17 protein-coding genes are annotated in these 24,538 nt (G+C 68.7%); 14 read left to right on the plus strand and 3 right to left on the minus strand.

Annotation, left to right across the window (positions count from 1 at the left end; translation table 11 throughout):
- Positions 1 to 102: 102 nt before the first annotated feature.
- From VMD91_04175 to VMD91_04205, 7 genes are read left to right on the plus strand one after another with little or no spacing between them, the layout of a single operon-like run.
- Positions 103 to 753: a VOC family protein gene (locus tag VMD91_04175; GenBank protein ID HTW83253.1), complete on the plus strand. Its 651-nt coding sequence runs from the start codon at positions 103 to 105 to the stop codon at positions 751 to 753.
- The gene (gene oxlT / locus VMD91_04180) at positions 754 to 2,046 is read left to right on the plus strand and encodes an oxalate/formate MFS antiporter (protein ID HTW83254.1); all 1,293 of its coding nucleotides are present in this window, start codon (positions 754 to 756) and stop codon (positions 2,044 to 2,046) included. It begins immediately after the preceding gene.
- Between the two features lie 20 nt (positions 2,047 to 2,066).
- On the plus strand, positions 2,067 to 3,167 hold the full coding sequence (locus tag VMD91_04185; GenBank protein ID HTW83255.1) for an alcohol dehydrogenase catalytic domain-containing protein: 1,101 nt from the start codon (positions 2,067 to 2,069) through the stop codon (positions 3,165 to 3,167).
- A gap of 4 nt (positions 3,168 to 3,171) precedes the next feature.
- Positions 3,172 to 3,837, plus strand: a complete 666-nt coding sequence (locus tag VMD91_04190; protein ID HTW83256.1) for an aspartate/glutamate racemase family protein — start codon at positions 3,172 to 3,174, stop codon at positions 3,835 to 3,837.
- The gene (locus VMD91_04195) at positions 3,834 to 4,661 is read left to right on the plus strand and encodes a sugar phosphate isomerase/epimerase family protein (GenBank protein HTW83257.1); all 828 of its coding nucleotides are present in this window, start codon (positions 3,834 to 3,836) and stop codon (positions 4,659 to 4,661) included. Before VMD91_04190 ends, VMD91_04195 begins: the two co-directional genes overlap by 4 nt.
- Positions 4,658 to 5,932 carry a 3-oxo-tetronate kinase gene (gene otnK, locus VMD91_04200; GenBank protein ID HTW83258.1) on the plus strand — a complete coding sequence of 425 codons (1,275 nt, stop codon included), beginning with the start codon at positions 4,658 to 4,660 and terminating at the stop codon, positions 5,930 to 5,932. Before VMD91_04195 ends, otnK begins: the two co-directional genes overlap by 4 nt.
- The gene (locus VMD91_04205; GenBank protein ID HTW83259.1) at positions 5,929 to 6,561 is read left to right on the plus strand and encodes a class II aldolase/adducin family protein; all 633 of its coding nucleotides are present in this window, start codon (positions 5,929 to 5,931) and stop codon (positions 6,559 to 6,561) included. Before otnK ends, VMD91_04205 begins: the two co-directional genes overlap by 4 nt.
- Positions 6,562 to 6,619: 58 nt before the next feature.
- Here VMD91_04205 and VMD91_04210 read toward each other — a convergent pair whose 3' ends face one another.
- On the minus strand, positions 6,620 to 6,778 hold the full coding sequence (locus VMD91_04210) for a lmo0937 family membrane protein (GenBank protein HTW83260.1): 159 nt from the start codon (positions 6,776 to 6,778) through the stop codon (positions 6,620 to 6,622).
- A 124-nt stretch (positions 6,779 to 6,902) separates the two neighbouring features.
- On the opposite strand from VMD91_04210, the gene VMD91_04215 reads away from it, so the two are divergent.
- The 6 genes from VMD91_04215 to VMD91_04240 all read left to right on the plus strand — a co-directional run bounded on the left by VMD91_04215 (position 6,903) and on the right by VMD91_04240 (position 15,405).
- Positions 6,903 to 7,340 (plus strand): acyl-CoA thioesterase, encoded by a 438-nt coding sequence (locus VMD91_04215; GenBank protein ID HTW83261.1) that lies wholly within the window; start codon positions 6,903 to 6,905, stop codon positions 7,338 to 7,340.
- Positions 7,337 to 8,509, plus strand: a complete 1,173-nt coding sequence (locus VMD91_04220) for an MFS transporter (GenBank protein ID HTW83262.1) — start codon at positions 7,337 to 7,339, stop codon at positions 8,507 to 8,509. The genes VMD91_04215 and VMD91_04220 overlap by 4 nt, the downstream gene beginning before the upstream one ends.
- Before the next feature lie 71 nt (positions 8,510 to 8,580).
- Positions 8,581 to 10,074: a hypothetical protein gene (locus VMD91_04225; GenBank protein HTW83263.1), complete on the plus strand. Its 1,494-nt coding sequence runs from the start codon at positions 8,581 to 8,583 to the stop codon at positions 10,072 to 10,074.
- 1 nt (position 10,075) lies between these two features.
- Positions 10,076 to 11,365 (plus strand): AAA family ATPase, encoded by a 1,290-nt coding sequence (locus VMD91_04230; GenBank protein HTW83264.1) that lies wholly within the window; start codon positions 10,076 to 10,078, stop codon positions 11,363 to 11,365.
- The gene (locus tag VMD91_04235; protein HTW83265.1) at positions 11,332 to 14,010 is read left to right on the plus strand and encodes an AAA family ATPase; all 2,679 of its coding nucleotides are present in this window, start codon (positions 11,332 to 11,334) and stop codon (positions 14,008 to 14,010) included. Before VMD91_04230 ends, VMD91_04235 begins: the two co-directional genes overlap by 34 nt.
- A 258-nt stretch (positions 14,011 to 14,268) precedes the next feature.
- Complete coding sequence (locus VMD91_04240; GenBank protein ID HTW83266.1) at positions 14,269 to 15,405, plus strand: hypothetical protein; 1,137 nt, start codon at positions 14,269 to 14,271, stop codon at positions 15,403 to 15,405.
- A gap of 896 nt (positions 15,406 to 16,301) precedes the next feature.
- Here the strand turns inward: VMD91_04240 and VMD91_04245 are convergent.
- Positions 16,302 to 16,523, minus strand: coding sequence for a hypothetical protein (locus VMD91_04245; GenBank protein ID HTW83267.1), 222 nt, complete (start codon positions 16,521 to 16,523; stop codon positions 16,302 to 16,304).
- Between the two features lie 171 nt (positions 16,524 to 16,694).
- Here VMD91_04245 and VMD91_04250 point away from each other — a divergent pair, with 171 nt between their 5' ends.
- Entirely contained in the window at positions 16,695 to 20,900 is a 4,206-nt protein-coding gene (locus VMD91_04250) for a hypothetical protein (GenBank protein HTW83268.1), read from the plus strand.
- A 299-nt stretch (positions 20,901 to 21,199) separates the two neighbouring features.
- Here the strand turns inward: VMD91_04250 and VMD91_04255 are convergent, their stop codons facing one another.
- The gene (locus tag VMD91_04255) at positions 21,200 to 24,508 is read right to left on the minus strand and encodes a phospholipid carrier-dependent glycosyltransferase (protein HTW83269.1); all 3,309 of its coding nucleotides are present in this window, start codon (positions 24,506 to 24,508) and stop codon (positions 21,200 to 21,202) included.
- Between the last annotated feature and the right edge of the window lie 30 nt (positions 24,509 to 24,538).

The raw sequence follows: 24,538 nt of genomic DNA on the forward strand, positions 1-24,538 counted from the left end.
GTTCGTCCCGTTCCGCCACCCGAGCAGCTCACCAAAGCAATGACGGCGACGAGAACAAACAGACGCGCGCGCATGAGCCTCACCCGGATCGAGAAGTGAACGTTGTCGCCCTTTTCCGTGCACGGTGGGCGGGTCGCCTGCACCGGGAACGCCACTCGCCTCACCGGGTGGACGAGTTCTGAACCATTGCCGGCGCCTATCGACCCGATAGGAAACGTGCTTTACCGCAGCTTTACAGACGAGTTTCGCTCGTGGTACGCTCGCTGGAACGAGCTAGTTCGCAGTGCCGCACTTTCGGTCGGGGTCAGTATGCCGGTCACGCGCTTCGATCACGTCAACATCCTCACCGTCGATATCGACGCCGCGCGCGACTTCTTCGTCGCGGTGCTCGGGTTGCAGCCCGGAGATCGCCCGCCGTTTCGATCGCCGGGCTACTGGCTCTACCAAGGTTCGCAAGCGCTGATCCACATCAGCGACGCGGGCAACCACGAGCAGACGCACCCGGAAGACATCGGCGCGGTCCGCACCGGCGGCCATCCGGCGGTCGATCACCTGGCTTTTCGCTGCGAGGGCTACGCGGATACGAAAGAGCGGTTGCGCCGGCTCGGGCTGGCCTTTCACGAGGCCGACGTGCCGTATGCGAACGACCGGCAGATTTTCGTCGACGGTCCCGACGGCGTGACCGTCGAGTTGCTTTTCACGCCGGCCGAAGTCGAGGCCGCCGGCGGAACGCTGCATGCGGGAGTGCGCTAGATGAAGACGGTGACGGCGAACCGATGGGTGCAGGCGGTGCTCGGCATCGTCTGCATGTTCATGATCGCGAACTTCCAGTTCGGGTGGACCGTGTTCGTCGACCCACTGATCAAGACCATGGGGTGGAAGCTGGCCGCGATCCAGCTCGCCTTCACGATCTTCGTGCTGGTCGAAACGTGGCTGGTCCCGTTCGAAGCGGCGCTGGTGGACCGCTTCGGGCCGCGCGTCATGGTGATGGGCGGCGGCGTGCTGGTCGCGCTGGGCTGGACCATCGACGGGACCGCGCACGCGCTGGTCGGGCTGTACGTCGGCGCGGTCGTGTGCGGGATCGGCGCCGGCATGATCTATGCGACCTGCGTCCCCAACGCGGTGAAGTGGTTCGCGAAGCACCGCGGCCTGGCGGTCGGCCTGACCGTCGCCGGGTTCGGCGCCGGCGCCGCCCTGACGGTGACGCCGCTGTACTACATGGTCGAGCGCGCCGGACCGTTTCCGACCTTCACGTTCTTCGGCATCGTGCAGGGCGCCGTCATCGTCGTCTGCGGTTTCTTCCTGGTTCGGCCGCCGGCCGCGGTCAGCATCGAAGAGCAGCGCCAAGTGCGCGTGCTGCAAGGCAACGGTGACGTTCCCCCGGCGCGCACGCTGCGCTCGCCCGTGTTCTGGCTGATGTACCTCTCGTTCACGCTGGTCGCGGCGGGCGGCCTGATGGGCGTCGCGCAGATCGCCCCGATCGCGAAGTCGTTCCACATCGGCAAGGCGCCGATCCACGTCGGGCTGTGGGTCGTCCCCACGCTGCTGCTGACGCTGCAGCTGAACAACATCGTCGGCGGGATCGCGCGGCCGCTGCTGGGCTGGGTGTCCGACTACGTCGGACGTGAGAAGACGCTCGCGATCGCCTTCACCGTCGAGGGGATCGGCGTGCTGGCCTTCAGCAAGTTCGGTCATACGCCGGTGTCGTTCGTGCTGCTCTCGGCAGTCGTGTTCTTCGCCTGGGGCGAGATCTACAGCATCTTCCCCTCGCTCGTGCGCGACCACTTCGGTCAGAAGTACGCGGCCACCAACTACGGGATGCTCTACACCGCCAAGGGCGTCGCGTCGTTCCTGGTCCCGATCTCGGCCGTCATCACGGCCGCGACCGGCAGCTGGACCGCGGCGCTCTACCTCGCCGCCGCGCTCAATCTCGTCGCCGCCGTGTGCGCCGCCGCGCTGTGGCCGCTGCGCAAGCGCGAGATCGCGCACACGCTGGTGCGCCAGCCCGACCCCATCACCGCCGCCAGTCAGGTGCTGGCGTCCTAACCGAGGAGCCTTCCCGTCCGATGTCCGCCACCGTTTCGCCCGACCCCGTCTCGTTGCGCATCCCGACCACGATGCGCGCCGCCGTGCTCGTCGAGCCCGGCGAGTTCCGCATCCTCGAGAAGCGCGTCCCCGAACCGGGCCCGGGCGAAGTGCTGGTCAAGGTCGCGATGTGCGGCACCTGCGGGACGGACTTGAAGATCATGCAGCACCCGTTCCCGCACCAGCCGCCGTTCGGCTCGTTCACTCCGGGCCACGAGTGGACGGGCACGGTCGTCGCGCTGGGTGACGCGGTCGACGAGTTCGCGGTCGGCGACCGGGTCGCGATCGAAGCGCACAGCGGCTGCGGGCGCTGCGCGAACTGCGTGGTCGGCGAGTACACCGCGTGCCTCAACTACGGCAACGTGCACAAGGGCCATCGCACCAGCGGCTTCACCGCCGACGGCGGCTTCGCCGAGTACGCGATCCATCACGCCAAAGCGCTCTACAAGATGCCGGCCAACGTGACGTGGGAAGACGCCGTGCTCGTCTCGACCGCGGGCACCGGGCTCTACGGGCTCGACGTCGCGGGCGGTTTCATCGTCGGCCAATCGGTCGTCGTCATCGGCCCCGGCCCGGTCGGCTTGATGACGGTGCAGCTGGCCAAGGCGCTGGGCGCCGGACAGGTGATCCTGGTCGGGACGCGCACCGGGCGGCTCGAGATGGGACTGCGCCTGGGCGCCGACGCGGTCGTCAGCTCGCGCGACGAGGATCCGGTCGCGGCGGTGCGCCGCCTGACCGACGGCATCGGCGCCGACGTCGTGATCGAAGCCTCCGGCGCGATGGACACGCCGCAGCAGTGCGTCGAGATGGTCAAGCTGGGCGGCAAGATCCTGTTCCTCGCGTTCTACAAGGACAAGGTCACCTTCGACCTGAGCCGCGCGATCCGGCAGGACGTCACCCTCTACACGACGCGCGGCGAAGGCGGCGCCAACGTCGGCCGCGCGCTCTCGCTGGCCGCGCAGGGAAAGATCAAAGGCGCCGAGCTGGTGACCCACCACTTCCCGCTCGAGGACATCATGGAGGGTTTCCGCGTCGTGCGCGAACGCGAAGGAGACCCGATCAAGGCGGTGTTCGTTCCGTAAGCCCGTGCCGACCGTCACCCTCGTGCATGCCGTCCTCCCGGCGCTCGCGCCGATGCGCGACGCGTTGGCCGAGGCGATCCCGAACGTGCAGATCCGCAATCTGCTCGATGAAGGCTTGAGCACCGAAGCCGAACGGCGCGGCGGCGTCGACCGCGCCTGCGTCGAGCGAATGCTGGCGCTGCTCGGGCTCGCGGTCGCGGCGCCGACCGACGCGATCCTGCTGACCTGCACCGCCTACTCGACGATGCTGCCGCAGGCGCGCCGGCGCTTCCCGGATACGCCGATGTTCGCGGTCGACCAGGTGATGGTCGAGACGGCGGTCGCGCGCGCGCGACGCATCGGCGTGCTGGCGACGTTCGCGGCCGGGCTCGAGCAACAGCGCGAGCTGCTCGCGCGTGAGGCCCGCGCGCAGGAGAAGACGATCGAGATCGTGCCGAGCCTGCACCCGCTGGCGATGGACGCGCTGCGGCGCGGCGAGCCGGCGGAACACGATCGGATCGTCCTCGACGCGCTGCCGTCGCTGCTTGCCCAGACCGACCTCGTGCTGCTCGCGCAGGCCAGCATGGCGCGCGTCGCGCCCCAGATACCGGCGGCGGATCGCGAGCGCGTGCTGAGCAGCCCACGCCTGGCCGCGCAGGCGCTGCGCGTGGCGCTGGGAGTCCCCGCGTGAAGCTGGCCTACATGATGACGACGCCGGAAGCGCAGCCGATGGCGCTGTGCTGGCACGGCGAGCCGGCGTACGTGATCGGTCGCATCGCCGAGATCGGCTACGCCGGCGTCGAGCTGCAGGTGCGCGATCCCGGCGCCTTCGACCACGCCGCGATCGCCGCGCTGGCGCGCAACGCCGGGATCGCGATCACCGGCGTGAGCACCGGCTCGATCGGTGCCAGCGACAAGCTGTTCTTGACGGCGGCCGACCCGGTCGTGCGGCGGCGCGCGATCGACCGGTTCGCGTCGGTGGTGCGGCTCGCGCACGAGTACGGCGTCGACGCCAGCATCGGGCGCTTTCGCGGGTCGACCGCGATCGCCGGCGGCCGCGAGCAGTTCTTCGCCGCCTTTCGCGCCGCGCTCGAGGAGCTGCTGCCGTTGGCCGAGTCGCTGGGCGTGCGAATCGTGCTCGAGCCGCAGACGAAGTACGTCGGCGACACGCTCAACACGATCGCCGAGACGGTGGCGTTCATTCGCAGCTTCGACACCCGCGCGCTGACGTTCGAAGCGGACTTCCACCATCAGGCGCTCGAGGAGCGCAGTCTGGTCGCCTCGCTGGTCGAAGGCGCGCGTAGCGGGCTGATGAGCTACGTGCAGATCAGCGACTCGACCCGCGGCGCGCCGGGGACCGGCAGCTTCAACTGGATGGACCTGCTGGCGACGCTCAAGGCCACCGGCTACGACGGCTGGCTGGCGATGGAGTTCCTGCAGCAAGGCGAGAGCGAGCGGTTCGCCGCGCAAGCGTTCGCGACGGTCAGCGCCGTGCTGCGCCAGCTCCAGCCGTGAACGCGGCGCCGCTGTCGCTGGGGGTCGTCGCCGACGACTTCACCGGTGCCGGCGACATCGCCAACACGCTCGTGCTGGGCGGCATGCGCACCGTGCTGACGATCGGCGCACCGCGATCCGACCGCGACTACGGCGACGCGCAAGCTCTGGTCGTCGCCCTCAAGACGCGCTCGATCGCCGCGCCCGACGCGGTGGCGCAGTCGCTCGACGCGCTCGAGGCGCTGCGCGCTCGGGGGGCGCGCGCGTTCGTCTTCAAGTATTGCTCGACGTTCGACTCGACCGACGCCGGCAACATCGGTCCGGTCGCCGAGGCGCTGCGCGAGCGGCTCGACACCGCGTTCACCGTGCACTGCCCGGCGTTTCCCGCCACCGGGCGGCGGGTGTTCGCCGGCTACCTGTTCGTCGGCGACGTGCTGCTCTCGGAGTCGGGGATGCGCGACCATCCGCTCAACCCGATGCACGACGCCAACCTCGTGCGCGTGCTGCAGCGCCAGACGCCGCGACCGGTCGGGCGCGTCGACTTCGCCACCGTGCGAGCGGGCCGGCCGGCACTGGCGCGAACGCTCGGGACGTGGGACGCCGAGCGAGCTCGGCACGTGATCGTCGACGCCGTCGCCGACGACGATCTGCGCGCGATCGGGGGCGCCGCGCTCGACGCGGGCTTGCCGCTGCTGTGCGGCGGCTCGGGGATCGCGCTCGGCTTGCCGGCGGCGCTCGGCGTGCGCCCCCGCGGCGAGGACGGCGCGGTCGCGGTCCCGCAGAGCGGACCGGCGGCGATTCTGGCCGGCTCCTGCTCGCAGGCCACGCAAGCGCAGATCGCCTACGCCCGCGAGCGATTGCCGGTGTTCGATCTGGGGGCGGGATCGCTCGACGATCCGCAGCGGCGCGTCGACGAAGCGCTGCAATGGGCCGACGGCGCACTGGGCGAGCGCCCGATCCTGATCGCGGCGTCGGCCGCGCCGGCGCGCGTCGCCGAGAACCAGCGCCGGTACGGGGTCGCCGGAGCCGGCGAGCTCGTCGAAGGGATGCTGGCCGCGATCGCGCGCGGGCTGCGCCGGCGCGGGGTCGCCCGTTTCGTCGTCGCCGGCGGCGAGACGTCGGGCGCCGTCGTCGCCGGACTGCACGTCGACGCGCTGCGCATCGGCCCGCAGATCGATCCCGGCGTACCGTGGACGGCGACCCTCGACGAACGGCCCGTCGCGCTGGCGCTCAAGTCCGGGAACTTCGGCGGCGAGGACTTCTTCGTGCGCGCGTTCGCCCAGAGCGCGTGACGCCGGCGCAACACGAGGCCGCGCAGGCGCTGTGCGCGGCCGGCCGCACGTTATTCGACGAAGGGTTGACCCCGGGCACGTCGGGCAACGTCTCGCTGCGCGTCGCCGGCGGCTTTGTGATGAGCCCGACCAACGTGGCGCTGCGCGCCCTCGCACCCGAGCGCCTCGCGGTGCTCGACGAGCAGGGTGCGCACATCGGCGGCGACGCCCCGACGAAAGAAGCGCCGCTGCACCTGGCGGTCTATCGCGAGCGGCCGCGGGCACAGGCCATCGTGCACGTGCACTCGACGTACGCGGTCGCGTTGGCGTGCCTGGCCGACGTGGATCCCGACGACGTGCTCACGCCGCTCACGCCGTACGCGGCGATGCGCGCCGGGCGGGTCGTGCTCGCGCCCTACGCGCGACCGGGATCGGCGGCGTTGGCGAACGCGGTCGCGCGTCGCGCACGCGACGCGGCGGCGATCGTGCTGGCGAACCACGGGCCGCTCGTCGCCGCGCCCACGCTGGCCGACGCGGTCGCGGCCGTGATCGAGATCGAAGCGGCGGCGAAGGTGCAGCTGCTGCTGCACGGCCGCGACGTGCGCCGTCTACCCGTCGACGAGATCGCGGCGCTGCGCCCGCACTGGTGACCCGGAGGCGTCGGCCGGGCGGGGCGTTTCTCCCCGCCCGGGCCGTCGCCGCAGGTGGCTAAACGCGCGCTCCGCGACCGGTGAGCAGGTTGATCACCAGCAGCACCAGCGCCACGACGAGCAACAGGTGGATCAGGCCGCCGCCGATGTGGACGGCGAATCCGATCAGCCAGAGTACGAACAAGATGACGATGACGGTCCAGAGAATTCCAGCCACGGCTACCTGCCTTTCGATGCGGATGAAGACATTCGACGGCCTTTCTACCCACTCGGCCGTCCCTCGAAGCGGACGGTCGAGCCCGGGTGGGAGTTCGCCCGCGGACACGGGAAACGAGCGCCCGATGACCCTCGCGGATTTCGAGTCCACCTACGCGCTGCGTCGCGAGCGCGAGGTCGAGCTCGGTGAGATCGACATGCTCCGCCACGTCAACAACGTTCGCTACGCCGTTTGGGCCGAGACGATTCGCTCGCTCTATTTCGCCGACGTGCTCGGGCGCGACATCGCCGGCTCGACCGGGATGATCCTGGCCAAGCACGAGTTGCACTACGAGTCGCCGGTGAAGTACCGCGAGCGCGTGATCGTCGGCGGACGGTTGTTGCGCTTCGGCACCAAGTCGTTCGACTTCGAGACCGCGGCGTGGTCGATCGCGCAAGAGCGGCGCGTGTTCCGTTCGCTGGCGACGCTGGTCGCGTTCGACTACGACGTCGAGCGCTCGATCGCGGTTCCGGACGCGTGGCGGGCCGCCGCGCGCGACTTCGAGCTGATCGCGCCGGCGTGACGCGCTGGCCGCGCGTCACGCTGCTGATCCTGACCGGCGTCGTCGCCGCGTTCGGCGTCGGCAAGGTCCCCGTCGCGTTGCCGCTGCTGCGCGACGAGCTGCGCTTGAGCGGGTTGGCGGCGGGCGCGCTGGTGGCCGCGATCTCGGGGCTGGGCGCGCTGGCCGGAACGCTGTTCGGCGTGCTGGCCGACCGGATCGGGCACCGCCGCGCGCTGGCGGCCGGGCTCGTGACGATCGCGCTGGCGGGCGCGGCCGGCGGGTTCGCGCGCGGCGCCGCCGGCCTGCTGGCGGCGCGCGTGGTCGAGGGCATCGGCTTTCTCGCCGTGATCGTGGCCGTTCCGCCGCTGATCGTCGCGTCGAGCGCGCCGCGCGATCGACGGCTCGCGCTCGGCTTGTGGAGCTGTTACGTGCCGGTCGGCTCGGCGGTGGTCCTGTTCGCGGCGCCGGCGCTGGTCGCGCTGGGTGGTTGGCGCGCCGTCTGGTTCGCGTGCGCCGCCGTCGCCGCGCTGCTCGCGGCGGCGTGCGCCGCGCTCGCCGCTCCGCGCGCGCCGGCGCCGGACCGCGCGCCGGTCGGCGAAGAAATACGCGCGCTCGGCCGCGCGCGCAACGCGCTCGTGCTCGCAATCGGATTCGGCGGTTACACCGCCACCTATCTCGCGCTGGTCGGCTTCTTGCCGACGATGCTCGTCGCCGGCGGCGCGGCGCTCGGTACCGCCGCGACCGCCAGCGCGCTGGTCGTGCTGGCCAACGGTGCCGGCAACATCGCCGGCGGGATCGCGGTGCGCTGGCTGCCGCGCTGGTCGGTGATGGTGGTCGCGGCGGCGGTGATGGGGTTGGGCGCCGCGCTGTTGTACGCCCGCGGCTTGCCGCTGCCGGGCCGCTACGCGGCGGCCTTCGTCGCCGCGCTGGGCGGCGGGACGATCCCGGCCGCGGTCATGGCCTCGGTGCCGCTCTACGCGCCGGCCCCGCGCTTGCTGGCGGGCACCCAAGGACTGGTCGTGCAGGGCTCGAGCCTCGGCCAGGTCGCCGGTCCGCTGCTGGTCGGGGCGCTGGGCGTGACGCGCGGCGGTCTGGCGGGCTCGGTCTTGATGCTGCTCTGCACGGCGGTCTGCGCCGCCGCGGGGCTCGTGCTGCGCCGAGCAGAGCGGGTCGCGCGCGCCGAGGGGTAGGGTTTTCCCATCTGCCGGGCGGGGGCGGGCCCACCTATCCTGGGGTCGAGCCCGATCCCCGGAGGTGCCCGATGAACCCGCTCCATCGCCTCGTTCGCCCGCTCGGCACGTTTCTGGCCCTGGTCCTGACCGCGGGCGCTCCGGCCCCGGTACGCGCGGCCGACGGCTGGACCACCCACCGCGACCCGCGCGGCTACGTCGTCGACGTGCCGCCGGGCTGGAACCTCCAGTACGACGACCACGCGCTGCGCGCGACGCTGACCGCTCCCGACGGGACGCGCGCCGTCATCCGGGCGCTGGTGCGCCCCGGTCGGCTCGACGGCGGCGCCGCCGCCGCGCTGGCCCACGACGCGGACGCGCAGGTGACGTGGGAGGCGCCGCGCGCGGCCGGCTCCTCGATCGTCACGCTCACCGGCGGCGGCGCGCGGGGCGGCAAGGCGTTCTTCACCTGGGCCAACGCCCCGCAGCTGGGCGTCGGCTGGCTCTACGCGGAGACCGGTACGCCGATGGGGCTGTTGCGCAACCGCCTCCAGATCGGCGAGGTGTTCCTGAGCTACCACGTCGTGCCCGCGCCCGACAGCGCGCGTGGTTTGCCGCCGGCGGCGGGCACGGGTGCGAGCGCGCAGCTGCGCTACGCGACGTTCCGCGACCCGCAGGAGAGCATGTTCTCGGTCGAGCTGCCCGCGCAGTGGCGCCCGGCCGGCGGCGCGAATCGGCGCGCGCCGGTCGACATCCGGCCCGCCTTCAGCGCGACCTCGCCCGGCAAGGCGGTCATCGAGAGCGGCGACGCCGATATCCCGTACTTCGAGCTGCCCAACGCCGGCACGCAGATGGCCGGCATGCGCGCGGGGAGCCCCTACCGAACGGCGGGCGCGACGCTGATCCTCGAACCGTTCGTCGAAGGCGCGACCTTCGCGCGGCAGTACGCGCAGCGCCACTTCGGCCGCGTCTGCGGCAACCTGCGGATCGAGCAGTCGCGTACGCGGGCCGACGCGGTCGCGGCGCTCAACGGAACCTATGCCCAATACGGTTTGCCCGTGCGCGTCTCGGCCGGCGAGGTCGCCTTCTCGTGCACGATCGGCGGCGTGCCGGCCCGCGGCTACGTCTTCGCCGGAACGCAGCGCACCGTCATGGACGGTGCGGGGATCTGGAACGTGCAGTACCTGCTCGACTACGTCGCGGTGCAAGACCTCGCACCGCAAGCGCAGGCCGCCCTGCAGCACGCGGCGGCCACGTTTCGCATCGATCCCGCCTGGGCGAACGCGAACAACGACACGATGACGCACATCAGCGCGATCACGACGCAAACCGGGAATCAGATCTCGAAGATCATCAGCGACACGTACTGGCAAAACAGCGCCACCACGTTTCATGCCATCGAACACTACGACGAGTACGCGGTGCGCGGTCAGCAGGACGTCGTCGATCCCGAGAACCCGAAGACGACGATCACGCTGGACGACCGCTACGAGTACAACTTCCTGCGCGGGGACGGCACGATCTGGGGCAGCGACGTCCCGGCGCAGCCGGGCCCCGAGTTCCGCGCGCTGATCGCACGGCCGTAGCGTGATCGGCCGTGCGGCCGAGCTCGCGACCTTGATCGACTGGACGACCGCCGCGGCGTTGGGCCGGGGCGGCCTCGTCCTCCTCGACGGGCCGGCCGGGATCGGCAAGACGCATCTCCTGCACGCGTTCCGCGAGGCGATCGAGGACTGCGAGGTCGCTCTCGCGACCGGCGCGTACGAACCGTTCGCGAACGCACCGTACGCGGGGCTGGCGCAAGCACTGCGCCAGCTCGGCGTCGCCGCCCGCCGCGCCGGCGGGCGGGCGTCGCCCGCTCACGATCGGTTGCTCTTCGAGCGGCTGGCGGAGGCGACCGAACGCGCCACCGCGGTCGTGCTGCTCGAGGACGTGCAAGCCGCCGACGATGCGTCGCTCGAGCTGCTGTTGACCCTGAGCCGCTGCGCCGCCGCGCTGCGGCTGCTGCTCGTCGCGACGGTGCGCAGCGACGAGCTTCACCGCCGGCATCCCGCGGCGCCGTTCTTCGCCCGACTGGCGCACGAGCCCGCGGTGCGCCGGTTGGAGCTCGCGCCGCTCGACGCCGGCGCGACGGCCGCGCTGGCGCGCGAGGCCGCCGGCCCGCAGGCGTTGGCGCCCGCGCAGTTGGCGGCGATCGTCGCGCGCAGCGAGGGCAACCCGTTCTTCGCCGAGGAGCTGGTGGCCGGCGGGTATGCGCCGCGGGCGGGCGGCGCACCGGCGCCCGCGACGGTGCGTGCGGCCGTGGTGCGCCGGCTGAGCGCCTTCGATCTCGCCGACCGCGCCGTGCTGGCGTGCGCGGCGGTCTTCGGCCGCGCGTTTGGCGTCGAGTTGCTGGCGGCGATCGCGCGGTGCCGGCCGCGCGACGTCGTCGCCATCCTCTCGGCCGCCGCCGAGCTGCGCCTGATCGTCGACGTGCCGGGCCCGGTCCCGGCCTTCGCGTTTCGTCACGCGCTCACGCGCGAGGCGGTCCAGGGCGAGCTGTTGGCGATCGAGCTGCGACCGCTGCACCGCCGCATCGTCGAAGCGCTGGAGGCGCAGGGGGCCGACGACGTCACCTTCCTGGGCCATCACGCCTGGGTCGCGCGCGACGCGGCTCGCTGCTTGCGCTACAACGAGCGCGCCGGGGACGACGCCGTGGCGCTGGGCGCGCACGCCGACGCGCTGCGCGCGTACGAACGCGCGCTCGACGGCGTCACCGACGCGGCGGCACGCGCACGGCTCCTGAGCAAAGCGACGCGCTGCGCAGGGGCTCGTGAAGCGACGCGGAAGCACGCCGCGGCCGTATGCCCGCGCAACTCGTCGTTTGCAAGGAGCTGATCGGCCGGCGCGCGGAGCTCGAGACGCTGGTCGACTTGCAGCGCGCCGCCGCGCGCGGCCACGGCGCGCTGGTGCTGCTGGGCGGCGACGCGGGGATCGGCAAGACGCGGCTGTTGCGCGCCTTGCGCGAGACCGTGAGCAACGGCCGGGCCGCGGTCGGGAGCGGCGCGTTCGCCGAATTCGCGAACCTGCCCTACGCGGGCGTCGTCGAAGCGCTGCGCGCGCTGGGGGCGCCCGAACCGCTGGCCGCGGCAGGCACGCAAGCCGAACAACTGGCGGCGCTGCAGGCTCCGCTGGACCGGATCTGCGCGCGGCGCAACGTCGTGGTCGTGCTGGAGGACATGCACTGGGCCGACGAGGCGACCTTCGCGTTCCTGCAGCACCTGGCGCGTTCGGTCGGGACCATGCGGCTGTTGGTGGTGGCGACCTACCGCACCGACGAGATTCACGCGCACCATCCGTTGGCGGGTTCGCTGGCGCGCTTGCAGCGCGTCGCGCGCCGCCTCGACCTGCCGCCGCTGGACGGCGACGAGACGCGGGCGCTGATCCGGGGCGCGCTCGGTGAGCGGCGCACGCTCACGCGCCGGCGGGTCGAGGAGATCGTCGAACGTTCCGACGGCAATCCGTTCTTCGTCGAGGAGCTGCTCGAGGCGGCCTTGGCGCCGTCCGGGCGGCGCCGTGACCCGCGCGAGCTGCCGCTGACCGTGCGCGCCGCGGTGCTCGAGCGGTTGGCCAAGCTCGACGAGGTCGCGCGCGAGGTGCTCTCGTTCGCGGCCGTCATCGGACGGCGCTTCGCGCCGGAGCTGCTGGCGGCGGTCGCGCAGCGCGAAGCCGCCGAGGTGTTGCAGGTGCTGCGCGCCGCCCGCGATCTGCAACTGGTCGAAGAGCTGCCGGGACCGCCGGTCGGCTACGCCTTCCGCCACGCGCTGACCCGCGAGACGATCTACGGCGAGATGCTGTTGCCCGAGCTGCGGCCGCTGCACCGCCGCATCCTCGACGAGCTCGAACGGCGCGGCGAGGACAACGCCGCCGAGCTGGGTTGGCACGCCTGGTCGGCGCGCGAGGACGAGCGCTGCGTGCGCTACAACGAGCGTGCCGGCGACGTCGCCGACGCGCTGCACGGGTACGCCGACGCGATCGTCGCGTACGAGCGCGCCCTCGACGGTGTGACCGACGATCTCACCCGCGCGCGGCTGCTCGAAAAAGCCGGCATCGCCTGCACGCGCGACGGTCAAGTCGATGCGGCCGTGCGGCTCCACGCCGCCACCGCCGACGCCTACGCGCGGGCCGGCGCGCCGGAGCGGCTGCCGGCGGTGTTCCAGCGGCTGAGCGCGGAGCTGCGCCTGGCCGGCGAAGCCGAGCGCGCCGTCGAGGTGCTGGAAGCCGCGCTGGCGACGGTCGGTCCGGAGCACGCGGGCGCACGTGCGATGCTGCGCGCGACGCTCGCGATGCTGCACCTGGATCGCGGCGAGCGCGAGGCGGCCGAGGCGCAGCTGCAGGAGGCGCGCGACGCGGAGCACGACCGCACCGCGGCGCCGATCTATTGGAACGCACTGTGTTATGCGGCGACGCTGGCGGGCGACACGGCGGCGCTGCGCGAGCGGACGACCCGCTACCTCGACGCCGTGCGCGAAGCCGATCCGGATCGCCGCGTGCGCGCGCGGCTCAACGCCGGCGTCGGCTACACGCTGCTGGGCCTCGACGAGGACGCGCTGGCGCTGCTGGAGCCGCTGGTCGAACAGCTCGAGCGCCAGCGTCTGACGACGCTGGCGATGACGGCCAACACCCTGATCGCGCAGATCCACCTGCGCGCCGGACGATTCGCGCTCGCGCGCGAGGTCGTGGAACGTTCGCTCGCGAGTCCCGAACCGAATACGATCGCGCCGCTGGGCGTCGCGGCCGTCGCGCTCGCGCTCGGCGTCGCGATGTGCGACGAAGAGCTGATCGCACGGGCGTTGCCGCCCGAGATGCCGGAGTTCGCGCTGCGCTGCGGCGTCGCCAGCGCGCTCGGACGGTTCGCCGGCCCCTACGCGCGCTGGCGGGCACAGGCCGGCGAGCGTGGTGCGGCGCGCGCGTATCTCAACCGCGCGCTCGACACCGCGCCGCCCGCGGCGGTCGCGACCGATCTGCTGTTGGCGGCCGCCGAGCTGGGCGATCGCGCGCTGCGCCACCGTGCGATCGCGGCCGCCGCGCCGCTGGAACGCGGCGACGCGCCGTGGTTTCACGCCACCTTGGCGCTCTTGGCCGCCTTTGCCGGTGCGCACGACGGCGGAGCGGCGGCGGCCGCCCGCGAGGCCGAGGCGCGCTGCCTGGCCGGCGGCTGGCGCTACCTCGCGGCCCGGTGTGCCGAACTGGCCGGCGAGCGCGACCGGGCCGGCGTCGCATTTCGAGCCATGGGCGCGATCGCGGATCTGCGCCGACTGGCCTCCCACGCCGCGGCTCCCACCGCGGGCGACCGCGGCGGCCTTTCCCCGCGCGAATGGGAGATCGCGACCCTAGTCGCCGCCGGGACCTCGAACAAAGAGCTGGCCGGCCGCCTCGCCGTGAGCCAGAAGACGGTCGAAAAGCACCTCACCTCGATCTACGACAAGCTGGGATTCCGTAGCCGCTCCGAGTTGGCGGCCTTCATCGCCCGGCGCAGTTGAGCCAGACGGAGAGGACACGTGTCCCGGTCTTTCCCGGTCGGCGGGAGGAGGAGGGGCCTGGTTCTCAGGAACCACGGTCGGACAATCCGTCCCATCGTGCCGTTCGAGCAGGGTATGCGCGCACGTCGATTTTCGGTCTCTTCTCCGCGAGCGATTTCCCCGCGCGCCCGTACGACCGGGCGCGCGGGCGACGTTGCCGCGCGCGCCGCATCGCTCGACGCTGCGCGCGCGGGTCTTCACCTGGGGACGGACGCCGCCGTGCGCAGCGACTACCGCGGCGCGCTCGAACAATTCTCCGCGGCGCTGCGCGCGTCGAGCGCGGCGCGCGACGAGGACGTCCATTTGGTCGCGATGCTCGCCCATCGCGTCGCCTCGCTGGAGCTGATGCTGCGCTCGGTCGTCATCGCCGGCACGCATCGCGAGCGCCGGCAGCTCGTTGGGCTCGACGTCTCGACCTCGCCGACCTTGCAGGGGTTGGCCGCCGGGACGCTGGTCGCCGACGCCTGGCAGTTCGCGCACGACGGCGACGCGGCAGCGGCGTTCGCCTGCGCGCGCTGGGCCGATCGGCTCGCGCCCAGCGACTACGCGCGCGTCCGCACGCTGGCGAACCGCGCCGCGATCGCGCGCGCCTTCCGTAACGACGACGCCGCGCGCGAGCACGCGGAAGACGCGGCCGAACGAGCGCAAGTCCTCGATTGGGTCGAGGCGGGCGACGACGAGATCGTCGCGCTGCTCGCGCTGGTCGAGGCGCTCGTCGAGGTCGACCCCGCTGCGGCCTACGAGTTCTTCGGCGCCTACCAGCGGCTGACGGAGCTGCGTGGCATCTCCGGCGATCCCGCCCGGGTGAGCTACGTGTGCGGCGTGTTGCACCGGGCGATCGGCGACACCGCCACCGCGGGCGCGTCGCTCCGCGCGGCCTATCACGCCTACACCGAGACGGAGCACCTCTGGCGTGCGACGCTCACGCTCATCGCGCTCGACGAAACGGAACCCGCACCGACCTCGCGCGTCGACACCTACCTCGACGTCGCGGCCGCGATCGTACGCGCGCACTTTCCGTGCTCGTTCCTCACCCGGCGGCTGGGGCGCGCTCGGCGCGCGTACGACGATCCGACCGTCGCCACGCTCACCCCCGCCAAGCGCGCCGTCCTGCGACGGCTCGTCGAAGGTCACGGCCCGCGCCGTGCTGCCGAGCTGTGCTCGCTCTCAGAAGGCACGGCCCGAAACTACATCGCCGAGATCGAAGCAGCGTTCGGCGTCCACTCGATCCAAGAGCTGCTTGTCGCGTGCTATCGCCGCGGCCTGGACACGATCTCGTGGGACGAGCCCGCGCCCGTGATCTCCGGAGCGGACGGACGGATGACCGTGCCACTACCGAGCTTGCGCGCCGGCTGAATCGATCGCGACGATGCCGATCGTCGCGAACCCTCCCGTGCCGAACCGGCACGCTAGATGATGCTCCGCGCGTGGGCGACTGAGCCCACGATCGTTGCCTAGAAGTGTTAGACGTCGCGTGCGAGGTAACGCCACGATGTTGCTGCGGCGGGCGTTGGTCCGGCTCTGACACGTGGCGCGACTGATGCAGTAAGACGGTCACGTTCGATAGATTGGTCAACCTCCTTCGGACCGGTCAACTCGCGCCGTCGTTACACGTCGCCGGCTTTGCCGACGTAGAGTCTTCAACTAACGAGGAGTTGCTAATTTATCACGACAGCGGACGAAGGTTATGTGCGTGCTCGACCGCCAGTGAGGAGTGCGTTGCCGCCCACGCTTATGATAGTCAATTTTGCTAGTTGACCCCGGGCACCCGAGTTGCTACGGTCGCAAGTAAGAATGGCGTTGCTTTCTCGCGGTCGCCGGTAGCGGACGAAGGAGAATCGGGTGCGAACTCCCACACGAGCCGTTGTTGCGGCGTTGCTTTCCTTATCTTTCTTCTGCGAGCTGACCCTTCCATCGAACGGGACGTCAACCAGCCAGGCGCCCGCGCAGCGCGTGCTGCCGATGACGACTCTCGTCGGAGGGTCGTCGCGCGAGCGTCGCGTTGTTGAATTGCCGCCGCCACTCGCGGTGCGAAAGGTCACGCCGCTTCCGGCGTCGGCGTACCATCCTACGCTCGCTCCGGAACATCCCAGCGCGCGCGGGGTGCGTGTATTTGTACCCACGAGTATGTTGCACCCGGACTTCAAGTCACACCTGGATCCATTGGCGATGCGTCGGAAGCAAAATGCGCCCGTCAGCATACTGACTGTTCCCCGTTCGTCGGCTGCGCGCGTATCAACTATGACGGTGAATCATACGACCAGCCTGGCGAGTCCCGACATTACGTGTCCGCAACTCAGCGGATCGGGCGTCGTCTCCCCGAACTGCGTCGGAAAGCCGACGATGACGCCGACGCCCGCGCCGACGGCCACGCCGATCAACGCACAAAACCCGATCGTACCGACAATCACCGGAAATACGGGAACCGGGCGTACGCCGTGGTGGGGTTTCTTTACTGATTCGGTGAACGGCATCGGTTCTTCTTTGCTCAATGCTGCGACGGGCAACCTTGTCGTGCAAGTCAGACCGGACATGCAGCTCGCCAACGCAGGCTGGATCGTCCCTTTTCAGCGCACGTACAACTCGCAGAGCACGCATAACGTCTCCGGCGCCGATGGGGGTTATCCAAGCCTCTACGGTAACGGATGGACCAATACGTTCGACGCCCACCTCATGAACGGACCGAACGGCGGACGGTTGTCGACGCCAGCGGCACCCGATACGACTACACGCCGTCCGGAACGGGTAGCTGGAACCCTCCGGCGGGTCAGCACGCTCAACTCGTCTTCGATGGCGGCGGTGGCTACATGTGGATCCAGAAGGATGGTTCGCTGCTGTACTTCTGGAGCCCAAACATAGCCACGAACTACCCGAACTACGCCTCGCTGGCCGGGCGTCTGTACATGATTTACGGTCGTAACCGCAACACGTGGGCACAGTTCAATTACTACACTGCGGCCGGGGTGAACATCCTGGGCAACGGATCGGCGCCGAACTCACTCATTACCCAAATGTTGGTCACTACGCAATCCGGCCAGACGACGACCCTGAGCTACGGTCAGTCGGGATCGTACTGGCTATTGCAGAGCATGACGCTTCCTGACGGCCAGATCGTGCGCTACTACTACGATGCGTCGGGCGACTTGTACGAAGTGGTTCGCCCTGGCAACAATGGTGACGGCAGCACGATTACGGAGTTATACAGCTACTGGTCCGGCACGTCGTGGATGCAGGCAGCATATAGCCCGCGCTGGCTCGCCAGCGGCGGTGCATCCGGTTCATACCGGTATTGGGCGAACTATACGGGTAACGGCACACCGCAGACGATGGAAGCGGTTGGGGTCGTAAACTTCACTCCTGCAGATGGTACGAACACGCTCTTACAGCCGTCGGCCGCAACCGGTGCCGTCGGCTACTACACTGCGGCGTACTCCTTCGACAGCGGAGCGACGCAGATGACCGATAGCGACGGTCACAACACGTTGTTTGCATTCGACGCAAATGGAAGAACGGTTCAGCAGTCAGTTCAGGTGAGTTCCACGCTGACCTTGACAAGCACTCAAGGGTGGGATGCGCAGAACAACTTAGTTTCTATGGTGAGCGCACAAGGAAACGAGACCGACGCCGTCTACGATGCCAGTGGAAATCCGGTAGCAATCGCCGGACCGCAGACATCCGCAACAACGGAAATGGAGGGCGCTATTCGTCCAACGATGCTCCTTTCATACGACGCGTACAACAACGTAATTTCAGCTTGCAGCGCTCGCGCGACCTATTTGTTGGGCTTGAGCTGGAATGCCACGCCCCCTGCGGCGACCGATTCGCTATGTCCTAGCGGAACCGCAGACGCGCGGCAATACCAATACACCTATCCGTCTTACGAGCCAAGCGGCGAGCTTCAAGGCATAACAACGGCGGGCATCGGCGCGCCGCTAGCGGGCTATCAATGGACGTATTCGTACGCTCCGGCCCAACAGAACGGTAGTGACTACGGACTGCCGACGGCGGTTACCGGGACATCGTACACTCAGGCTGACGGGACACTGCGACAGCCTAGCGCGCAGATGTGGTACGACGCGCAAGGTCGGCTGAGCTGTCGGAACACAGGCAGCGGATACTGGGTCTACACATACGATGCCATGGGGCGGCTACTCACGTCCTCCGACCCCGACGATACCTCCGCCGGAACCGGATCCTGCGGTAAGACAGGCGGTCAAGCTGGCTGGAATACGACAACGACCATCCAACGGAGCCCGGACGGTACGGTGTACACGATGGAAGGACCTTCACAGCGGGCTGGTGGCGTGAGTAACATCTATACGTTCGATCCGGATGGTAATCCAATCCAGATGTTCAGTTGGTATGGGAACATCTCAGGCGTTGCGGTCAATACTTACGACGGCGCCGACCGTCTCGTCGAGACACAACTGCCGTCAACGTCCGGCGAAACCCCGTGGCTGACTCGTTATCTCTACGACCTCAGTCAGGGTGCGGGCAACGTCGCATCGAATACTCAGCTCGTGGCGCACGGCAATGTATTCGACATGCAACGATACACGACGGAAGGATGGCTCGACGTCGCGATGCAGTCGTCCGACCCGCTCGGGCGGGTGACCACGTCCTATTCGTTTGCGCCGTGCCCGTTTGCCGGCGCAAGCGGCGCGATCTTTTGCGCACAGTCGCCGAAAGCAACGTCTTATGCGTACGACAACGGTGGTGCACTCGGTGAACTAACGTCCATGACGGATCCGCTAAATGAGGTCACGGCGTACGCATATGACGTGCTCGGGCACGTGGCCGCCGTTCAATATTCGGGCGATGGCGGTGTCACACCAGCGACGTCGTATCTCTATCGAGCCGACGGCGCCGTCAAGACGATCACGTCCTCGTCGCTTGGCGTCGAGGCTTTCTCTTACGATCTCGAGGGTAACCTGTTTTCGAAGGTAGACCCGCCGAGTTTGGGGAGCGCGATTACCGAGTACGTGCCCTATCCGGACGGCTCTGTGGAATCTGTTTACGTGTCGTCGCAGACGTTAGCCACGCCGACGCTCCTTCAATATGCGTACCGAGCGGATGGTCTGCTTCAGAAGCAGATAGTGAATTATCGGGGAACGCAGCCTTTCTCGTATACGTACACGGCGGCAGGCCGATTGTTACAACGGACAGACGTCGGGCCGACGCCGTCGATTGCAGCGACCTACGATCAGTATGGTCAAGAAGCGTCACTTCAGGTGCCCGAAGGTTCCTATACCGGAATCACCCATGACGACGAAGGGAACGTGACGGGCTATCAAGCCTATGGTGGCGAGCAGGTTGGCATCACGTATGATGTTCGAGGTGAGCTCACGGGCGAGTCGTTCACCCCGAATGGCTTCGCTGCGGACGGGTACGAGGCGTGGCCTGCGTTTGGCTACACCCCCCAGGGCGGCACCTTGATCCAGGATCCGACGGAGGCCTGGGATGCGCGAACCGGTGCCGTTATCGGAATTGGAGGTTCGGCTTACGGCTATGACGCGGGCGGACGCCTCGTATCGGCGCCGCAAGGACAAACGTTCACATATGACGCCGCGAATCGTCTACTCAGTGGTGAAGCCGACTTGGCATATGTGACGCAGAACTGCGGCGGCGCGGGCGCGCGGACGTTGCGAGGGCTTGGAGGCGAAACGCGATGGACGTCGTCACTGGAGAAGTACGTGTACGGGCCCGAAGGCACCGTAGTGCAGAGCATCAGCACTGCGTTCGAGGGCGGAAGCAACATCACGACCCACCACTGGGGAAACGGCCCGCTGCTCTATGAAGATTTCAACGGAGCGCTTGCAGGCGTGCATGTCGGCGAAGACGGGACGATCTCCGGCTCGTCGAGCGACACGACGGTTCTGAACGTCGCCGATCGTGACCCGCTCGGCAATATGGCAGCCTCTCATAACGTGACAGGCTACTCGGCATGGACGGCGCCCAATCCGCAGCATCAGCAATGCGTTGCTGCCAACCCGATGCCCGCGTCGGCCGGGTTCAGCTTCGCCACCGTCGCAACGCCGCTAGCGAGCTATCCGTCGATAGCCCTCATGGATGATGGATACAACCTCGCTGAGGAAGGAACGCAACTTAATCCGTCAGCGCTCACGACCGCCACCGCGGGCGGTGAGCCCTCTCCGTACCTCGTCCAAGGAAATAATCCGTCCGGCGCTTCATTGCTTGACAGACGCGTCGCCGACGACTGCGCGCAGCCGCAAAGCACGCGGCGGGGACCTGAAATGACGACAGGCGCACCGTGCCAGCAGGAACCGCCGCCAGAAGACTATTCGCCGGGATGGGGCTTTGGCGACGCGGGCAGCGGTGGCTATCCTGCACCGGGCTGCGCATCGTCGGTTTCGAGAAGGTCAGCGCAGTATTGTAATTTCCGCCACCCACCTGCGCCGAATCCACAACCGAATCCGCCTCCCAAGGCGACTGTATATACGCCGACCCAGTGCACGCCTCTCGGCGCGAACTTCCCAGGCATATTTGGACTTCAAGCGAACTTCGGCGGCTTCGGCAAGGGTATGCAATTTTCGGTGACGGTCAACGGCGGCAATGTCTATTTAACGGGCGGGTATACCACAGCGACTATTCCGTCTGCCGGCGTCGGACCGTTCGGTGGCGTAGTCGTCCCGAGCCGGGGACAGACGAACGCCCAGGTGCTCAGTTCGTACAGCGGGACCTTCACGGTCGGCACCGAGGGGCTAGAGGCGAACGTCAGCGCCAATACGTCCGGCTATTCCGTGGTGGTCTCGCCGAGTGCGGATACTCCTCTGACCTTGGCCGGAGGAGGCTCGTGGACGTACGGCCCGATTACGTTCCTGTGCAAGTAGTGCGACCAGGATAAAAGGGTGCCAACAGCAATGGGATATTGGACATTCGCCGCGATCTGGTTTGCCGTCATGGCCGTCATCCTTGGGAGGTCACTCAGCAGTGCACGTCGCCGAGGAGTTCGAATCCACTGGATCGGTTGGCTCGCGATCCCGCTCTTCTGCGTCGGGACGGTCGTAGCGGCGTACTATCATCGAGGCGTTTCCGCCGGCCTGTGGGGCGCCGTCGCGCTCGTTGGATTCCTTTTGGTGAACTACGCAATGCGCAGGTCAGATCGAAGTCGTGATGACATGACGGGCAGTTAGTGCGGCGGTAGGATCCAGCTGGTGTGCGGGATGTGCAGCTCGTCGGGCCACATGCGCGCATACCATTGGTCGTGGGTGATCTTCGTGCCGGCCAAGACCGGATAGAAGAACGCGAACAGCGCTACCACGGCGGCGGCGAAGACGCCCAGGTACCACTTCACCTGTTCGGGCCGTAGGCGGCGGACGAAGCGCTGGACCAGGATCGCGTCGCAGAGCACGATGATGACCAGGTTCGGGAAGAAGTGGTACTCGAAGAGCAGTCGCGGCGCGCGCGTCCACGGCAGCCACTGGATCAGGTACGCCGCGACCAGCAACGCATAGCCTTTGTCGCGCTCTTGCCAGGCGAGGTAGGCGACGTACGGCACCGAGATCAAGCCCATCAGGAAGACGAGCGGGTTCGGCAGCGCCAAGATCTCGGCGACGCAGCACGCGCTGCCGGGCGCACCGGGCGACTGTTGCGCGCCGAAGGTCGAATAGTAGTACGAGATCGGCACCTGCAGGATCGGCCACTGCCACCACTTCGATTCGTAGGGGTGGGTCGCGGCGGAGACGCTGCTGGTGTGATACCAGAACATCTGCTGCTGCAGGTACAACATGTCGGCCAAGTTGTGGCCGAGCAGGAAGAACGGGATGTACGCGACCCAATAGGCTGTCGCTACCGCAAAGAGGATCACCGCACCGTCGGCGTCCAGGGTGAACCCGCGCGGGTTGCCCCATTGGGCGCGGCCGGGCACGTAGCGTTGCGCCCAGACCGCACCGAGCACGACGGCGATGACGATCAAGTCGAACAAGCCGTTCCACTTACTTGCGACGAGCAGTCCGGCCGATATCGCGAGTACGGTCAGCCAGATCCAGCGTTGCTTCGCGTTCACGACCGGTGCGCCATCGACGCGCATGATGCCGTCGGGCGTGAAATCGGCCGTACCGTCCGGCGTCGCGTAGCGCAGCGCGCCGTCGCGGGTCGTCGTAACCTTCAATTCCGCCGGATCGTTGACGGCGCGCGGCGGCACGAGCAGAACCGTACCCTTCTGGCCGGGAACTGCTTGCGTTCCGTCCGCGTACGACGTCGTGCTTCCGCGCGTTGGCAAGAAGCGCGGCACGATGACGCGCGCGAGCACGTATATGCCGAGCATTGCGTACAGAAATGCGACGGTATACGGATCGATCGTCAGGATGTGCGACCACACCCCGGTCCACCGCACGTTCGAGAAGAGGTTGCGCAGCGAAATATCGGACGGGACGCTGGTGATACCGGAGGCGATCTCTTTGATGTGGTTTGCCGGTCCGAGGTTGACCCACCACGAGAAGATAATCGAGACCGGGATACCGATCGCCAGCGTGATCCAGAACGGCCAACCGAAACGCGCGGGAACGATGGCGCGGATGCGGATCTGCGTCGCCAGCCACAAGCGGTAGAGCGCGTAGAGGACGACCGTGATCAGGGTCGCGATCGTGATCTCGCCGGTCGCCAGCCGCGACTCGACGAAGTGGAAACCGTCGAAGGTCAGCATCAGCGCCGCCAAGGCGGCGAACACCGTCGAAGCGGTGAGGCGTTTGGCGAACGCGTAGACGACGCCGACCTCGAGTGCGCCGATCACGATGTTGAGGAACCGCCAGCCGTACGAGGTGTTGCCCTCTCCGTGCAGGCCGCCGAACAGCAGCATCGAGAGCGCGATGACGAGCTTGGTGAACGGCGGGTGCGTCCACTCGAACTGGTTGACGCCGCGCAGATACTCTTCGCCGGCGCGAGCGAAGTAGATCTCGTCGAAGATCCGCTCGTGCGGCCACGAGTAGCCGATCACCGCGATCACGAACGCGACGACGACGAAACCGCACAGCAGCAGCGCGTCGAGCCGGGTGAGGGTGGCGATCCCCTCGCGCGGGCTGAACCAGCGCCGAGCGCGCTCGGCGGCGGCGAGGATCGCGTCGCGGACGACGACTTCGAATTGCGGCGGCGGCGCGGCGGTCGCGCCCGCGGTCGCCGTCTCGGTGCCGAAATACCGGAACGCCAGCACGAAGAACAGCAGCACGTTGAGCGCCGGCAAGAAGTGGCCCCAGAACGGCCACAGGTCGTACGCGTCCACGCCGGGGAACGGTATCTTCGACTCGAGCACCGTCTGATAGGTGAGCGAGTAGATCAGGTTCAGGCCCATCGTCAGCGTCAGCGTGATCGTCGACCAGATGCCGATGCGGCCCAGACCGATGAGCGGAATCGCCAGCAGGAACGCGCCGTAGACGTAGCGCTCGTGCATGCGCGTGGCCAGCACGAAGAACGCGAACGCCAGCAGCATGGCGCCTTCGACGAAGGCGCGCTCGTCGCGGCGCTGCAGGTAGCGTCCGACGACCAGCGCGCTCGCCGCCGCGACCAGCGCGATGCCCCAAGCCCAGAGCGGTCCCAGCGCGAGCCCGAAGAACGTCAGGGGCTGCGTGTCGGGCTGCCAATACTTGTGGACCAGGACGTAGATCGTGAACGCGTTGACGGAGGTGTACGGATAGACGGTGCTGCCGAACGCGTAGCGCTTGAGCAGCCACGGCACCACGTCCGGTGCCGGATGGAACAGCAGCGCGACCGCCAGGCCGAACAGGAGGCCGGCGCCGACGCCGGCGGCGGCGTCACGCAGCCGGCGCGCGCGCGTCGCGGCGTCGGTGGTCGCGAACGGGAACGCCAGCATGATGAACCCGACCGTCGCCGCTTGGGGCTTGATGAGGATCGAGAACGCGAACGCCAGCCACGCCAAGATCGTCAGCGAGCGGCTCGTGGCCGGGTCGTCCTGCGAGCGCAACAGCAGCCAGATCGCGATCAGCACCAGCCCCCACGAGACCGAGTCGATCTGTCCCCATGCGGCCGAGATGTAGATCGCGGCCGGGTTGAGCGCCAGCGCCGCCGCCGCCCACAGCGAGACCTTCGGGCTGGCCCAGCGGCGCGCGATCGCGAAGACGACCGCCGCGTCGACGAGATCCATCGCGATCGCCGGCAGCTTCACCAGCGTGCGCAGCAGGGAGTAGCCGGGATCGTTCCCCACCACCGCCAAGAGCGCGCCGTAGACGTGCCCGATCACCCACTCGATGATGAAATAGCCCGGCGGGTAGTCGGCGAAGCCGGAGTTGGCGTAGAACTGCCACGGTGCGTGGTCGCGCAGCGTGATCGCCCACGACTCGAAGGCCGCGATGTCGTTGTGGAAGCCTTCGCTGCCCAGGAGCAACAGCCGGACGACCAAGCCGACCGCCAAGATCGCGATCAGGGGCGTGTTGACGGCGGTTCGCTCAACGACCGCCTTCGCGCCGAGTCGGGCGCCAGTCTGCATGTTCGCTCCGTGGGTGACGCCCGCCACATC

The sequence above is a fragment of the Candidatus Sulfotelmatobacter sp. genome, from assembly GCA_035504415.1.
Classification (GTDB): Bacteria; Vulcanimicrobiota; Vulcanimicrobiia; order Vulcanimicrobiales; family Vulcanimicrobiaceae; genus Vulcanimicrobium.